We start from the raw sequence: 15,294 nt of genomic DNA on the forward strand, positions 1-15,294 counted from the left end.
CCAGCCATACCACACCGGAGGTCTTTGGTCAACCTCCCAGACCTGCTATGAACCAATTTTCAACTAGCACAACCCCCAACATGGGCGCAATAATGCCATGAAGGACGAAAGGATGTGCGGATGGCTGCCAAGGACATCTTTCATCACGCCATCAAATCGGCCTTGATTAAAGCTCACTCGCATTATTGGTCTATGATCCAGAAATGGAGGAGATTGTCCAATGGATACCGTAACCCAATATCGTACCTATATCGAGCAAATTCTGCGTGATTATAGTGCGTATACTCCATCATACGGAGATATTGATGTCGAACTCATCATGGATTATACTCATGATCACTATCAACTTCTGCGTGTAGGATGGCATAAACAACAGCGAATTCATGGAATCGTTCTGCATATTGATATCCGTGATGGAAAAATTTGGATTCAACACGATGGCACGGAAGAAGGTGTCGCAAATCAATTGGTAGAAAAGGGTGTACCTAAGACTGATATTGTCCTTGGATTTCAGTCACCATATAAGCGTCAATTTACTGATTTTTCTCCTGGATAATAGCCAGACACCCTATGCCTCACCACCTCCACCAGACCATCGCCGGGGCGCTCCTCCTGAGTGTGCGTGGGCGGATCGGCAATGCCCTGCTGCTGACAACTGCACGTGGGCTGGGGCTGCATTGGGATACCGCTCATCTTGTTGGTGTGTGGCGGCAGGTTCCCCTCACCAACATGCCGGGTAGCCCGCTCTCCCGCGCTGCCCAGCAGGCATGTGCGGCGGCGCTGGCCCAGGTGGAGGCTGCCTACTCCCTCGTCGCCCTAGAGGGCGACCCGGAGACCTTTCGGCGCTTGCGTGGCTGTATGGCTGCGCTGGATCGCCTCTTCATGACCCAACTCGATGATCTGGAGGCTGCCCAGCATACCCTCGCTACTAGCCTCGCGCACCTGCTGGCGGCGCAACCCGCCCTGCCCTTCATCCAAGCCCAGATTGTGCCAACAATGCAGCGCACCTTCTCTACGCTGCTGGCGAGTGATGATGCCGCGTGGCGCGCCTACCACGCCTGGTTGATCGAGCGGCTGTTGAGCCAGTGGGCCACCCAGGATCAAGCCGCGCAATCGGTCATTGCCGCACTGGCCACCCCAGAAGAGGCGTTGAGCAGACTCCATGCGTCCGCTGACTCCATCGGTGCAGCGGCCATCCCCACGGTTGATTTTGTCAACCGCAACATGAACGTGCATGGCGATCTGGTGGAGTCGGCGGGAGCCATCCGCTTGGATGACCCGGTAGCCCCGGCGTGTGCGCCGCAGCCCGCCAAAACGGTGCGTTTTCAGAATGATCATGTCCAGGTTCGTGGGAATGTCTACCAGAGCGGTGGCGACTTTCTACGCGGCAGGCAACCCCAAGAGAGTCGCAGCGACAATGTCATCCTCACGCTGCAATGTACACCTACGCCCAACGGGGCGCAGATCCGCTGGCGTACTTCCAGCCACCCAGAGCATACGAGTACCTTCGTCAACCCCTACCCCGGCGCGGCGTTGCCCGCTGTGCTGCGCGCCCTGGAATACCAGCAGCACCCCGCCTTTGGCCTGAGCAGCGCCGATCTGACCGAATTGATCGCCCTAGGTCTGTATGACCAGCACCAAGGGCTACGCCCCGATCTGCCCCGGCGGGTTGGGCAGGCACTCTACACCGCGCTGGTCAACGCCGATGGTAGTATCGCCCTCGCCCTGGCCGCTGCCCAAGCCGCTGCAACTGGCCGTCCGTTGGCAGTGCGCCTCCTCTTGCCGCCCAATGCCATCGAACTCGCCGCGCTCCCCTGGGAACTGCTCTGCTCGGATACGCCAACCCCTTGGCTCCTCAGCGCCACCCCTAGCCGCCAGTTCACCCGGCACCTCGACCGCAGCACCCCACTGCCGCCCCTGCCCCAGCAGCGCGACCGGCCACTGCGCATTCTGGCCCTAACCCCACAGGTGCAACGTAGCCCGCAGGATCTGGCGCTGATACGGGCCAAGCTGGATCAGCTCTGGGCCGAACTGCAAGCACGCCACAGCATTGAAGTGACCGAGATTAGCCCGGTGCGACTAGACGATCTTGCCCATGCGTTACGTTCCGCCCCCGACATTGTGCAGTTCACCGGCAATGGCTGGTACAGCCAGGGGCGCGGCGTCCTCATGCTCGACCCGGCCACACCGGGGAATTCCGCGCATCTCGTCTCCGCCGACCAGATCGCCGTTGCGCTACGCGGCGCACGTATGGTCATCCTGACAGCCTGCCGAGGGGCGCAGGCTGCCGCAATCGAAGGTGGTAGTGCCAGCCTCCTTAGCGGCATTGCCCCGGCGCTCAGCGCCGCCGGAGCACCCCTGGTGGTCGGCATGCAGTTGGGGGTAGAGATTAGCGCCGCGCTGCGCAGCACGGCGGCGATCTACCACGCCATTGCGGATGGGCTTAGTGTTCAGGCCGCCATCGGGCGTGCCCGCGAGGAACTCTATGTCAGCGATGGGCAGCAGCATAGCTGGTATGTGCCTGTGCTCTACGTCGGCACCCGCGAACCAGGCGCGGTGTTTGTGTGATGCGATGCCCCTCACCTCATAGAGTGTATCTCATCTATGCTATACTCGTGCTCAATCTCTCCTCCTTGGGCATTGAAACAATAGAAGGATACCCTTGTTATGCAACGCAGCATCAGCAAGGTTCTGGTAGCCAACCGAGGTGTTCCGGCTGTCAGAATCATGCATACCTGCCGGGATCGCAAGATCCCGACGACTGCCGTCTATAGCACGCCCGACCGCCTCGCCTACCATGTGCGGATGGCCGATACCGCCATCCATATTGGTGAGGCTCCGCCGATTGAGTCCTACCTCAACGCCGATAAAATTATTGATGCTGCGATCCAGAGTAACTCGAATGCGATTCATCCCGGTTGGGGCTTTCTGGCCGAAAATGCCGATTTTGCCCAGAAGGTGATTGATGCCGGTCTGATCTGGATCGGCCCGAAGCCAGAGGTCATCCGCCTGATGGGCGATAAGATCCGCGCCAAGGAGATCGCCAAGCAGTCGAATGTGCCGACGGTGCCGGGGATCGAGAATGTCACCAGCGCCGAGCAGATCATCGAGTGGATGCAGAAGGAGCGCGTGGCCTTCCCGATCATGATCAAGGCGGCTGCCGGTGGTGGCGGTAAGGGCATGGTCAAGATTGATACCACCGAGCAGATCGCGGGCGGGTTGGCCCAGGCGCGCTCCGAGGCCAAGAAGTCCTTTAAGGACGATACGGTGCTGGTTGAGAAGTATATCGAGCATGGTCGCCACATCGAGGTGCAGATCGTTGCCGATGAGTATCAGCATGTCGTTCACCTCTACGACCGCGAGTGTACGCTTCAGCGCCGCAACCAGAAGATCATTGAGGAGGCGCCCTCGACGTTGGAGAGCGATCTGCGCCAGGAGATCTGTGTCACGGCGGCGCGCCTCATGCGCCGGATTGGCTACACTTCGGCGGGGACGGTCGAGTTCATCTTTGAGCCTTCGACCCAGAGTTTCTACTTCCTTGAGGTGAATACGCGCCTTCAGGTGGAGCATGGCATTACCGAGCTGATCACCGGCCTCGATATTGTGAGCATCATGCTCGATGTGGCCGAAGGCAAGCCGCTGCCGATCAAGCAGTTTGATGTGGTGGCCAATCGCTCCGCGCTTGAGGTGCGCCTCAATGCCGAAGACCCCAAGACCTTCTATCCCTCGTTTGGCACGATCACCCACCTGCGCACGCCGCTTGGCCCGAATGTGCGTGTCATCCTGGGTGCCTCCGAGGGTGAGGAGATTCCGCCCTACTACGACTCGCTCTTCATGTTGCTGATGGCCTCTGGTACCGACCGCGCCGATGCGCTACGGGTGATGGATCGCGCTATCAGTGGCGATCTGCGCCTAGAGGGGATCAAGACGCTGGCTCCGCTCCTGCTCAGTCTGATCCGCCATCCCAAGTTTATCGCCGGGGACTTCTCGACCAAGTTTATCGAGGATCATATGCAGGAGCTGGTTTCGGGCTTCCGCGAACGTACCGGCGAGGACGAGATGCTGCGGGTAGCTCGCTATGTCGCTGAGATTTCCGCCCTTGGCCCGCAGGGCTGGATGTAGGAGGAGCCGTTATGCCACGCAAGAATCAGCCCCAGCCCGCTGCGGCTCCCGAATCATTTGCCTTTGTTCGCCCCGGTATGAGTGCGCGTGAGATCGTCCAGGCGGTGCGCGATCTGGATGGTGTCTGCCTCACTTCGGTGAGTATGCGCGATGCCGGTCAGTCCGATTTTAAGAACCGCCATCGCTTCTACGATCTCCAGACGCTTGCGCCCACGTTTAACGAGATGGGCCTCTTTAGCGCCGAGTGTCATGGTGGGGCGCGCTGGCACGTGGGTATCATGAACCGCCGCGAAAGCCCCTTTGAAGAGGTGCAGATGCTGCGGCGTATGATGCCGAATGTGCTGCTCCAGACGCTTATCCGCGAGACCAATCTGTGGGGCTACCGGCCCTACCCCAAGAACGTGATCGAGTATGCGGTCTCGAACGTGGATATTGATGTCTGGCGCTGTTTCTCCTTCCTCAATGATGTGCGCAACATGCGTACTGTCGCTGAGACGGTGATGAAGCGCGGGCGCTTGCTCGAACCGGCGATCTCCTTCACCGTCGCCGATTGGGCCACCGACGCTTACTACCTGAGTGTGGTGCGCGACATTGTGGCGCTGTGTGGCGGGGTTGATGAGATCATCCTCTGCATTAAGGATATGGCCGGGGTGGGCAATCCGGCGCGCATCAGCCAGTTGGTGAGCACGATCAAGCAGCACTACCCCGAACTGGTTATCCACTACCACCGCCACATTACCGATGGCCTGGGCATCCCGGCGCTGCTGGCTGCCGCCCAAGCCGGGGCCAAGATCGTGGATGTGCAGGAGGACGCGCTGGTGCGTTTCTACGGCCACCCGCCCATCCTGGGGGTACAGGCATACTTCGAGGAGAGCGGCATCCACGTCCACCTCAACCGCCCCGCCGCCGAAACGGCCAACGAGAAGGTACGCGAGTGGATCAGCCACTACGAGTGGGCCGAGTCGCCGTTTAAGGGCTACGATCATGGTGTCACCAAGCACCGCATGCCCGGTGGAGCCTTCCCTAGTTCGTTTGAACAGGCCGAAAAGGGCGGCTTCTTCCACCTCATGCCGGCCATCCTGCGCGTGATGTCGCTCTACAACCAGATCGTCTGCTACTTCGACGTGACTCCCGGTTCGCAAGTGACCTGGGTGACGTGTAGCGGGATTGTCAACCGCTACGCCAAGGAGCAGGGCGAGGCGGGCGTCAAGCGCCTGATTGCACTCTTGAGCAAGTTTGTTGAGGAGTGTGCCCAGGACTTCAGCGCCATGAACGAGGCCGAGCAGGCCGAGATGCTGCAACTCTTCCGCAGCGCCCCCGGCGACTTCAAGAACCTGCTGACGGGTAACTACGGCAAACTGCCGGTCGGCTGGCCCGCCGATTGGGTCTACCAGAGCACCTTTGGCGATGAGTGGCAGGCCAAGATTGCCGGGCGCACCGAAGAGTCGCCGCTGGAGACGCTGGCCGATGACGACCTCGGCAAGCTGCGCCTGACCCTCGCCGACGCGATTGGGCGCAACCCCAGTGACGAGGAGTTCGTGCTCTACCTGATGCACCCCAAGGATGCGATCAGTTTCATCGAGTTCCGCGAGAAGTATGGCTATGCCCCGCTGGCGCTGCCCACCGATGTGTGGCGCAACGGCCTCCAGCGCACCGGCCAGAAGGTAGACTTCATGCTCGATGGCAAACCCTACTGCATCGAGTTGGTGTCGGTGGGTGCCGAACACGAGGGTATGATCCATGTGGTGCTTAAGGTCAACAACGTCACCCGCGTCTACCCAGTGGCGACCCCGCGAGCCAAGGCGACCGAGGTGCGCATGGCCAAAGGCCCCAACGATGTTGGGGCAACCATCAACGGTAACGTCTGGCGTATCGGCAACCCCAAGCGCGGCGCACTGCATGTGGGCGATGTTGTGCATAAGGGCGAAGAGGTGGCCAACCTGGAGGCGATGAAGATGGAGAACGCGATCATCGCGCCCTTCACCGGCAAGGTGGCCGAGATCTGCGTCAAGCTGAACGATATTGTTCAGGAGGGCCAGTTGCTCTTGGTGATCGAGAAGGAGTAGAGACGGTTCGGCGGGCCGTCTCTACTTTTTGGAGGTGGTTGGTGGCGCAGCCACCAACCACCTCCAAAAAAATGGTATTATAATAAGCGACAGCTTTTTTATCTCTTAAACTTGAAACACCAGCGAGGGTGCAATGGCTCAGATCACCGAGTTTGTGATGGTGCTTAGCTTGCAGCGCTATAGCCTGGGCTTTTTTGCCCAAGCTGAGGCTGAAGTACGCAAAGAAGTACCCGGCTTCCGTCTGCATATCTTCGAGGATGCTGATGTTCAGCAGCGCACGGCGGAGGTTGAGGCGGCTATTTCGCGCTGCTCGTGCCTCTTCGCCTCGCTGATTACCATCGCCGATACCACCGATCTGCTGGTGCCGATGATTGAGCGCCACGATCCGCCCATCGTCTTTACCTTCGAGAGCGTGCCGGAGGTGATGCGCCTCACAAAAGTGGGGAGCTATGCCATGGGCGGCAAGGGCGGTGGCGGGGGCATGCCCAAGCCGGTGCAGAATGTGGCCCGCTTGTTGGTTGGCAACCGCGAAGAAGATGCCTATTTGGGCTATGTGCGCCTGCAAAAGATTACCAGTAAGCTAGTCAATTTCTTGCCCGGTAAGCGGCTGGCCGATTTCCGTAATTGGACGAATGTGGGCAACTATTGGAATACGCGCAGTATTGCCAATGCGGCCAACATGTTTAAGCTCATCCTGCGCGAGTATTGCGGGATGCCTAAGCTGCATGTCGATCCGCCAATTGAGATTCCTAACTATGGCTTTGCCCACCCCGATGCACCTAAGTATTTTAGTAAGCCCGATGAATTTGAGAAGTGGGAACGCGAACGCCAGCGCACCAGTGGTAAAGGTAAGGCCAAGCCCAAGCCGACCATTGGAACCGTGGCGGTGCTCTTCTTCCGCGCCCATATCCTCACTGGCACCCAATACCCCCACGAGGTAACCCGTGCTCTGGAGGCGGCGGGTTTGCGTGTGCTCCCCATCTTCGTGATGGGGATCGAGAGCCATGTGGTGGTGCGCGAGTGGCTGATGAAGATGGGCGTTGACCTGCTTATCAGTACGATGGGCTTCCCCCTCGTAGGTGGCCCTGCCGGTTCGAGCAAGGCCGGTCTGACCGTCTCGGTGGCTCGCGAGTTGTTGAGCAAGCTTGATGTGCCCTATATGGTCGCGACCCCGCTCTTTGTGCAGGATGAGGAGCATTGGAAGCAGCACGGCGTTGGCCCGATCCAGGCCACGATCATGTATTCGCTGCCGGAGATGGATGGCTCGGTGGCCCCGGTGGTCATCGGCGGTATGCGCGGCAGCGAGATCGGCACCGTGCCGGATCGTCTCGCCCGCATGGCCGAACTGGCGAGTGGCTTTGTGCGTCTGCGGCGTACCGAAAATCGTGACAAGAAGGTCGCGATTGTGGTCTACAACTACCCGCCTGGACAGGGCAACACCGCTACCGCCGCACTGTTGGATGTGCCCGCCAGTGTCATCGCGCTGCTCGACCGTATGAAGGCGGCGGGCTACGATGTCGGCGAGTACCCACATGACCCGGCGCAGTTTGCGCGCTGCCTTGATGGGACGATTCAGTCTGATCCGCCACCTATCCCCGCCGATCATCCCGCGCTCAATCTGCCTACGGTGGGGCGTCAGGGCTTCCACTCCTGGATTCGTCCGCAGGATCAGGATCGCATCAATGCGCGCTGGGGTAACTTCCCCGGTGATATTGCGCCGCTTGGCAAGGATCAGGTGCGGCTGGGTGGGATGCAACTGGGGAATGTCTATATCGGCGTGCAGCCCATGATCGGGATGCCCGGTGACCCTATGCGGCTGCTGTTTGACCGCGAGAATACCCCGCACCATCAGTATGCGCTCTTCTACAAGTGGATCAGCCAGCAGTTTGGTGCTCACGCGCTCATTCATGTCGGAATGCACGGGACGGTCGAGTGGATGCCGGGTGTTCAATTGGGGATGACCGAGCAGTGTTGGCCTGATGTTCTGCTTGGCCAGGTGCCCAACTTCTACATCTACCCGATCAATAACCCCGCCGAGGCCAATATCGCTAAGCGGCGCGGCTACTCGACTATCGTCGGCCATGCCATCCCGCCCTATGGCCGCGCCGGACTCTACAAGGAGTTGCAGGCGCTCAAGGATATTGTCGAGGAGTATCGCGCCCGGCGTGGGCTTGCCGATGAAGATACCCAGTTGGCGATCACCCAGAAGATTGACCTGCTGAACCTGGATGTCGAACTGGCTCGTCGTGAGGGTGAGGATTTCGATGCCTTCGTCTCGCGCATCTATGCCTACCTACGCGAACTTGAAACGACTCTGATTACCGGCAGCCTACACATCCTCGGCAGTGCCCCGCCGGTTGAGGAGCAACTGACACTGGTCACCGAAGCGCTCAAGATCCCGCGTGAGGGCAACCCCGGCCTGGGTGATTTTATGCTCCTGGCTACAGCCGGCGAGCAGCGTGCCTACGAGAACTACGCGGCACTCCTGGCGAGTGCGCGCACTGGAGCGTCGAGTGCGCTCGCAATGCGCGATACGGTCGAGGCAGCGTGTACCGACTTTGTGCAGCGCACCGTCTTTAAGGGCGAGACGGTTGAGCATGCCTACCCCAAACTGCATGCCCACCACGCACACATGCACGGTCTTGTTCACCACGGTCAGGCGATGATCGCGGCGCTCAAGGACAACACCCAGGAACTCGACTTCCTTCTGCATGGGCTTGCAGGCCACTACATCCCCGCCGCTCCGGGTGGCGATCTGATCCGCGATGGCTTGGCGGTGCTGCCCACCGGGCGCAACATCCACAGTCTCGATCCCTTCCGTGTGCCCACGGACAGCGCCTACCAGCGCGGCGTGCGCATTGCCGAGGCGCTGATCGAGGCCCACCTCGCCGAACACAACAATGAGTACCCCGAAACGATTGCCCAGGTGCTCTGGGGTCTCGACGCGATTAAGACCAAGGGCGAGGCGATTGGCATCATCCTGGGCCTAATCGGGGCGCGCCCGGTCAAGGATGGCCAGGGCAAGATCGGACGCTACGCGCTCATTCCGCTGGGGGAGTTGGGTCGCCCGCGTATTGACGTGCTGATGACCGCCTCCGGCATCTTCCGCGACACCTTCGCCGGAACGATAGACATGCTCGACCGCCTCGTGCGCGAGGTGGCGCAGGCCGAAGAGCCGGAGGAGATGAACTTCATCCGCAAGCATGTCAATGCGATGATCGCCGAGGGCCGTACCTGGGATCAGGCGACGGCGCGCGTCTTCACCCAGGCCGAGGGTACTTACGGCACCGATGTGGACGATGCGATTGACGGCGGCGCATGGGAAGATCGCCAGGATCTCGAAGAACTCTTCATCAAGCGCAACGCCTACGCCTTCGGTGGCGAGAAGGGCGGCCAAGCACAGCCCGAAGTGCTACGCTCACTGCTCGGCACCGTCGGGCGGGTCGCGCAAGAGATTGACAGTGTCGAGTATGGCCTGACCGATATGCAGCACTACTACGGCTACTCCGGGGCACTCAAGGCGGCGGCCGAACGCGCCACGGGCAAGAGCGTCACCCTGAATTATGTGGAGAGTTTCACCGCCGAGACCAAAGTGCAGAGCCTCGATCAGGTCTTGCGGGTCGAGTATCGCACCAAGCTGCTCAACCCCAAGTGGTACGAGGGCATGTTGAAGCATGGCCACAACGGGGCAGCCGAGATCGCCCACCGCTTCACCTACATGCTCGGCTGGAGCGCTACCACCCAGGCGGTGGATAACTGGGTCTACGATCAGGCCGCCGAGACCTTCGTGCTTGACGACACGATGCGCCAGCGCCTCGAATCGGCCAACCCGGAAGCGACGCGCAACGCGGTGGGCCGCTTGCTCGAAGCGAACAGCCGGGGTATGTGGCAGGCCGACGAGGAGACGCTGGATCGTCTGCGCGAGATCTACGCCGATCTGGAAGATCGCCTAGAGGGCGTGCAGGATTAATATTGTCGTGGAGGGTGGTGAGGGGGGCGCATCACGATGCGCCCCCTACATGTTCCTTAACCGAATGCCTATGCGTTGCAGATCGGTTGCGCCACCTCCCAATCTTGGTCATGGTGGTTTTTAAGGTTAAGCAGCAACTTTGCAATGTTTGCGAAATTTTACTTAAGGCAACTAAGCTATGGAAAATAATCCTATAAAAGTACGCTTTAGTCAACTTAAATCGTTTATTCTTTATATTTTAATCTTTGTTACACTGTTTGTCGTAACATCCTTATATACCTTACAAGTAAATAAGGTTCAGGTTATGTGGGATGGTGTTTTTTATTTTTCGACGCTTCGCTCGGCCTTCTTTGACCTAGATGTTAACTATATTAACGAGGCGCAGCAATACCCCTGGATGACCAGAACCTACGGCGAATCATTACCAAATGGATTAATCTCAAATCCATTTCCAGTAGGATCTGCCATTCTTTGGTCACCTTTTTACGCGATAGCTGATTTGATATGTCGTACAGAAATGACCTCACCTTGTGATGGATTCGGAAAGGTCTATGTTGCAGCGGTGATGATCGGGACAGTATTCTGGGGTACACTAGGAATTTTTCTTACCCATATTGTCCTTAAAGTACTTTTCCCAACAACTCCAATAGGACTAAGAGTTCTAGCTATTCTTACCACTCTCCTCGGCACGCCCCTTGTATTCTACCTTAGTGTAGATGTGGATTACGCGCACGGTAATCAGTTTTTCGCCGTAGGGCTATTGATTTTCATGACAGTAACACTTCTACGCAAAGAAACGGTAAATATACTCGATGGTCTAGCATATGGAATGACGATCGGATTAGTCTTTCTAGTGCGTTGGCAGGATGTCATATTTGGCCTATTTGCTATACCAGTTTTGATGAACTTGCGACGGACGCATCGCCTTGGCTTTGCACTTGCTACAGGGGTTGGTCTCTCAGTTGCAGCTTTACCGCAACTACTTATTTGGCGAGTACTTTATGGATCTTGGCTAACAGTACCTCAAAGTGGTAATTTCCTTAACCCTAGCAATGCCGAACCGCTAAAATTCTTTTTCTCAACTTGGAATGGTGTTTTTCTCTGGCATCCCCTCATTCTGTTTGGTCTTGTAGGCTTAGCGAGGCTATTTCGCTACCCACGTTTGGGGCGGAGCTATGTCTGGTACATTTTAGCGGTTGTAACAGGGGTTTCTATCGTTATGGAAGTTTTTATTTCAATGATTGCGCGTGATTGGTGGGCTGGTGGAGCGTTTGGACAGCGCAGACTTGTATCCTTAGCTCCTTTGATCTGCGTAGGCATACTGCAGTTATTTGAAGAGATGCGCTTAGTTCATCCTTGGATACATCTCGGTTTTCGAGTAGTCATGGTTCTTCTGATAGCCTTAAATCTCTTGACCTTGCTACGTTATCACCAAGGCGCATTGCCGTTCAATCCATCTGATCCGAGCAACTACCTGTCGAGACAGGTATATGATCACTATGATTATGGACGGCGCTTCACTGACCTTTTAACAGGTCAGAAACCGTAAAAATGCACGCGGGGAGCTAATTCGCTGAGGTCTTCCATGGATCTTCTGCCCTATATCCTCCCACTCGGTACCAGTTTTCGTGTCAAGGATGTCGTTATTGATAGTGACGCCCACAAGGTGATCATCGAATTTGACGCCATTGCCACCGACTGCCCGTGTCCATCTTGTCATCATCGCGCCGAACGCATGCACAGCCACTACCAATTGAGGAGCTACGCTCCACAGCGGTAGAGACGCAAAACGTTGCATCTCTACCGCCGTCCCTCCACCGCATCGCGCTCGATCTCAAGGTTGCGCGTCTCATCGGGGCTGCGCAATGGCAGCCGCACCATAAAGGACGAACCCTGGCCGAGAACGCTCACCACATCCACCGTTCCCCCCATCATTTGGCAAAAGTAGCGGGTCAGTGCGAGACCCAACCCTGTCCCACCATATTTGCGCGTGGTTGAATCATCCGCTTGGGTGAAGGGTTGGAAGAGGCGTGCCATCTGGGTTTCACTCATCCCGATCCCCGTGTCGGTGACCTCGAAGATGATGCATGCTCCTGGACAATCATCATGGCGCGGGAGATGATCTTCATCTTCAACGGCAATCCGCAGGATGATTGTGCCATTCTCGGTAAACTTGCAGGCATTCCCCAATAGGTTGATCAAGATCTGGCGCACCCGTACTGGGTCGGCGAAGATCGATTCCGGCTGACCGCTATATTGGGTGATGAAGTGATTGCCGCGTTGGGCAGCGAGAGGCTCCACTGTCAGATCGACATCGCTGAGCATCGGTGACAGGGCAAAATACTCGTAGCGCAGATCCATCTTCCCAGCCTCGATCTTGGAGATGTCGAGAATATCGCTAATCAGACCAAGCAGGTGGGTACCGGCGCGATGAATGCGTCGCAGATCGCTTTCGAGATCTTCTTCCTGCGCATCTACTGCATCTTCGATCAACAGTTCGCTATAGCCAATGATCGCATTCAGCGGGGTTCGCAATTCGTGGCTCATGTTGGCGAGGAAGGTGCTCTTGGCACGACTCGCTGCCTCAGCAGCATCACGCGCACGTTCAAGTTCTTCCTCGACCTGCTTGCGCCGGGTTGCATCGCGCAGAATGAGCACGTAGAGGCGCTGCTTATTCATGACGATCTGACCCGAACTGATGTCCATCGGGAAGTTATGGGCATCCTTATGCCGCCCGATAATTTCGTCCCCCAAACTGATCAGCTTATACTGGCGATGCAGCGGATCGGGAATGAGGCGTGCAATTGGTTGTCCAATGATCTCGGTACTCGTGAAGCCAAACATGCGTTCGGCAGCCGGGTTGAATGTGGTGATGCGATCATGCTCGTCAATAATCATGATCCCATCAACCGCATACTCCACGATAGCTTGCCGATAGAGGCCACTCAACATCCACTCGCCCGCCAGACTAGCAAGCCGCTGGGCCACTACACTGAGGTCGCTCTTTCCGTTTGGATACGGTTTGACGTTCGATTCGCCGTTACTGATTTGGCTGATCATCTGGCTCAGTTGTTGCACTTCGCTATTGATGGACTGGTACAATGCCAGAAGAAAGATGCCCATGATCAGGGCCAAGCCAATCGTAACAATGACCAACAACAGACTTCCTTGCCAGAGCAATACTCCAGCTAGGCTTATAGTTGCTAGGACAATAAGGGTTGCAGTGAAGGTGAAGCGACGAGTGTAGTCCCAGCGGTGAAGGCGCGTCACAAGCGGCGCTACCAGAGATCGTAACGGCACGTTTCATCTTCTCCTGGGTTTATTTGTGCGTTGTGACTCGTAGTATAACATGGGTGGTAGGGACGAAGCATGTGGCTCCCCCATTGAACTAGGGCCACGTCATGTTACGTCCAGTGATTGAAGTTGCGGGCCACACCCACAATGCCCACCGACGTGGAGTGGATTGGATCTAGCCCGCGTTGGTGGGCGTTGTGGTGCGGCGTTGGGGTGATCAGGTGAGGGCGTGCCGAGTATTGCGTCGAGATGCACAGGCTGGTGTCTTGGGCCAGAATACCAGAAAGAGGGCTTTTATGCCCTCTTTCTTAACTACGGGTAGCGCCATAGGAAATAATGCAGGTTCATGATTGGAGGGTAGAGCCGGAGATGTCTCTACTCTTCTTCTTCCTCATAGAGCAGCAGCGCGGGCCGCCACAAACAATCGCCATAGGCCCTCGGCAGTCGCTTCGGCGCGGAACTGTGGGTTCCAGATCGGCTCGTTGAGCAGGTCGCTGATCACGAAGCCCCCCGCAATCGCAACCCCACGGTAACGACAGATGGCGAAGAGTGCGGCTGCCTCCATCTCTACGGTTAAGACGCCAAGCTGCTGGTAGTGTTGAATTTCGGCCTCGGTCTCGCGGAAGGGTGCGTCGGTTGTCCAGGTTGGCCCAGGTACAGCCGCCACACCTAGCGCCGCCGCAAAAGCGTCACTCAGCATAGGATCTGGCTCCACCAGCGGGTTCGGGTCGTCTAGGTAGTGGTGCGAGACCCCCTCGTCACGGTAGGCGGCGCGACACACGGTGAGATCGCCGATCCCCAATTGCGAACTGAGGCTACCAGCGGTGCCAATCGTAATAAAGCGCCGCACGCCCATCGCTATCAGTAACTCGATCAGCATCCCCGCTGCCGGAGCGCCAATCCCGAAGTCGCCTGCTACCGCCACGCGCCCTCCAGTCGAGGGTAACGGGTAGAGCCGCCCCAATACACAGAGCGACGGCGTGATCGCCTCTTCGATCATGATCCGCCGAACGAGGCTGCGCTGGTAACAGAGGATCACCCCGGCGGGTGCTGGGCCATCCGGGGCTAAGCCCTCGCGGCGGAAATAGTCGAGTTGTTCCAGTGGCTCGAAACGGGCGGGTGATTCGTATTTGCTGCGTTGTTGCGGAAGGGGCATAATGCGGTCTCTGTGCTATACTTCGATTCCAATCCGATCAAGCATCAAGAGTTTGGAGAAACCAATGAAACCTATGTTTCTCATCCTTGTGGCCTGCGCCCTGCTCCTCAGCAGCGCACCCAACCCAGTCGCAGCCCAATCTACCACCACCCTCAATGGGGTAATCTATCTGAGTGGTGCTGAGTCGCTCCCAAGTAGCGCGATAGTGACCATTCAGTTGGCCGACGTGACGATTACCAACGAGCCACCCGTGGTGATCACCGAGCGTATCTTCAGCACCAGCGGGGCGCAATCGCCCTTCTCCTTCAGTTTGCCCTATGATCCGGCCCAGATCAATGGTGGACGACGCTACATTCTCCAGGGTAATATCCGGCTCGCCGGACAGGTTATCTACCGCACCAGTGTCGCCTACCCGGTGCTCACCTTCAGCAACCCTACCAGTAACCTTCAGATGACGATGTACAAGCTGAATGTAGCAAACGTGCCTCAGGCAAGTGCCGGGACGCTGCCGCTGCTGATCGCGCTGGGGTTGTTTGGGTTGGGTGTCGGGGTGGGGGTGGTGCGTAGGCGGTTGATGTAGAGAGACGCAAGATTTTGCATCTGTAGAGGCGCAAGATTTTGCATCTGTAGAGGCGCAAGATTTTGCATCTGTAGAGGCGCAAGATTTTGCATCTGTAGAGGCGCAA

At 57.6% G+C, this 15,294-nt stretch carries 10 protein-coding genes; 8 read left to right on the forward strand and 2 right to left on the reverse strand.

Going from position 1 to position 15,294, the window contains the following annotated elements:
• Positions 1 to 220 precede the first annotated feature (220 nt).
• The 7 genes from EKD03_RS16855 (at position 221) to EKD03_RS16885 (ending at position 11,938) form a co-directional block, all read left to right on the forward strand.
• Complete coding sequence (locus tag EKD03_RS16855; protein ID WP_129633408.1) at positions 221 to 556, forward strand: XisI protein; 336 nt, start codon at positions 221 to 223, stop codon at positions 554 to 556.
• Positions 557 to 570: 14 nt separating this feature from the next.
• Entirely contained in the window at positions 571 to 2,568 is a 1,998-nt protein-coding gene (locus tag EKD03_RS16860) for a CHAT domain-containing protein (RefSeq protein WP_129633410.1), read from the forward strand.
• Between the two features lie 99 nt (positions 2,569 to 2,667).
• Positions 2,668 to 4,122 (forward strand): acetyl-CoA carboxylase biotin carboxylase subunit, encoded by a 1,455-nt coding sequence (locus tag EKD03_RS16865; protein WP_129633412.1) that lies wholly within the window; start codon positions 2,668 to 2,670, stop codon positions 4,120 to 4,122.
• A gap of 11 nt (positions 4,123 to 4,133) precedes the next feature.
• Positions 4,134 to 6,188, forward strand: a complete 2,055-nt coding sequence (locus EKD03_RS16870; protein ID WP_129633414.1) for a biotin/lipoyl-containing protein — start codon at positions 4,134 to 4,136, stop codon at positions 6,186 to 6,188.
• 133 nt (positions 6,189 to 6,321) lie between these two features.
• A complete protein-coding gene (gene bchH, locus EKD03_RS16875; RefSeq protein WP_129633416.1) occupies positions 6,322 to 10,158 on the forward strand; it encodes a magnesium chelatase subunit H in 3,837 nt (1,278 codons plus the stop codon).
• Positions 10,159 to 10,336: 178 nt separating this feature from the next.
• On the forward strand, positions 10,337 to 11,707 hold the full coding sequence (locus tag EKD03_RS16880; protein ID WP_129633418.1) for a hypothetical protein: 1,371 nt from the start codon (positions 10,337 to 10,339) through the stop codon (positions 11,705 to 11,707).
• A gap of 36 nt (positions 11,708 to 11,743) precedes the next feature.
• Positions 11,744 to 11,938 carry a hypothetical protein gene (locus tag EKD03_RS16885; RefSeq protein ID WP_129633420.1) on the forward strand — a complete coding sequence of 65 codons (195 nt, stop codon included), beginning with the start codon at positions 11,744 to 11,746 and terminating at the stop codon, positions 11,936 to 11,938.
• A gap of 20 nt (positions 11,939 to 11,958) precedes the next feature.
• Here EKD03_RS16885 and EKD03_RS16890 read toward each other — a convergent pair whose 3' ends face one another.
• Positions 11,959 to 13,458 (reverse strand): sensor histidine kinase, encoded by a 1,500-nt coding sequence (locus EKD03_RS16890; RefSeq protein ID WP_129633422.1) that lies wholly within the window; start codon positions 13,456 to 13,458, stop codon positions 11,959 to 11,961.
• A gap of 385 nt (positions 13,459 to 13,843) precedes the next feature.
• Entirely contained in the window at positions 13,844 to 14,608 is a 765-nt protein-coding gene (locus tag EKD03_RS16895) for a nucleoside phosphorylase (protein ID WP_129633424.1), read from the reverse strand.
• A gap of 73 nt (positions 14,609 to 14,681) precedes the next feature.
• Here EKD03_RS16895 and EKD03_RS16900 point away from each other — a divergent pair, with 73 nt between their 5' ends.
• Positions 14,682 to 15,188, forward strand: coding sequence for a YbaY family lipoprotein (locus EKD03_RS16900; protein WP_161569297.1), 507 nt, complete (start codon positions 14,682 to 14,684; stop codon positions 15,186 to 15,188).
• Positions 15,189 to 15,294: the final 106 nt, after the last annotated feature.

The organism is Candidatus Oscillochloris fontis (genome assembly GCF_004138135.1).
Taxonomy (GTDB): Bacteria; Chloroflexota; Chloroflexia; order Chloroflexales; family Chloroflexaceae; genus Oscillochloris; species Oscillochloris fontis.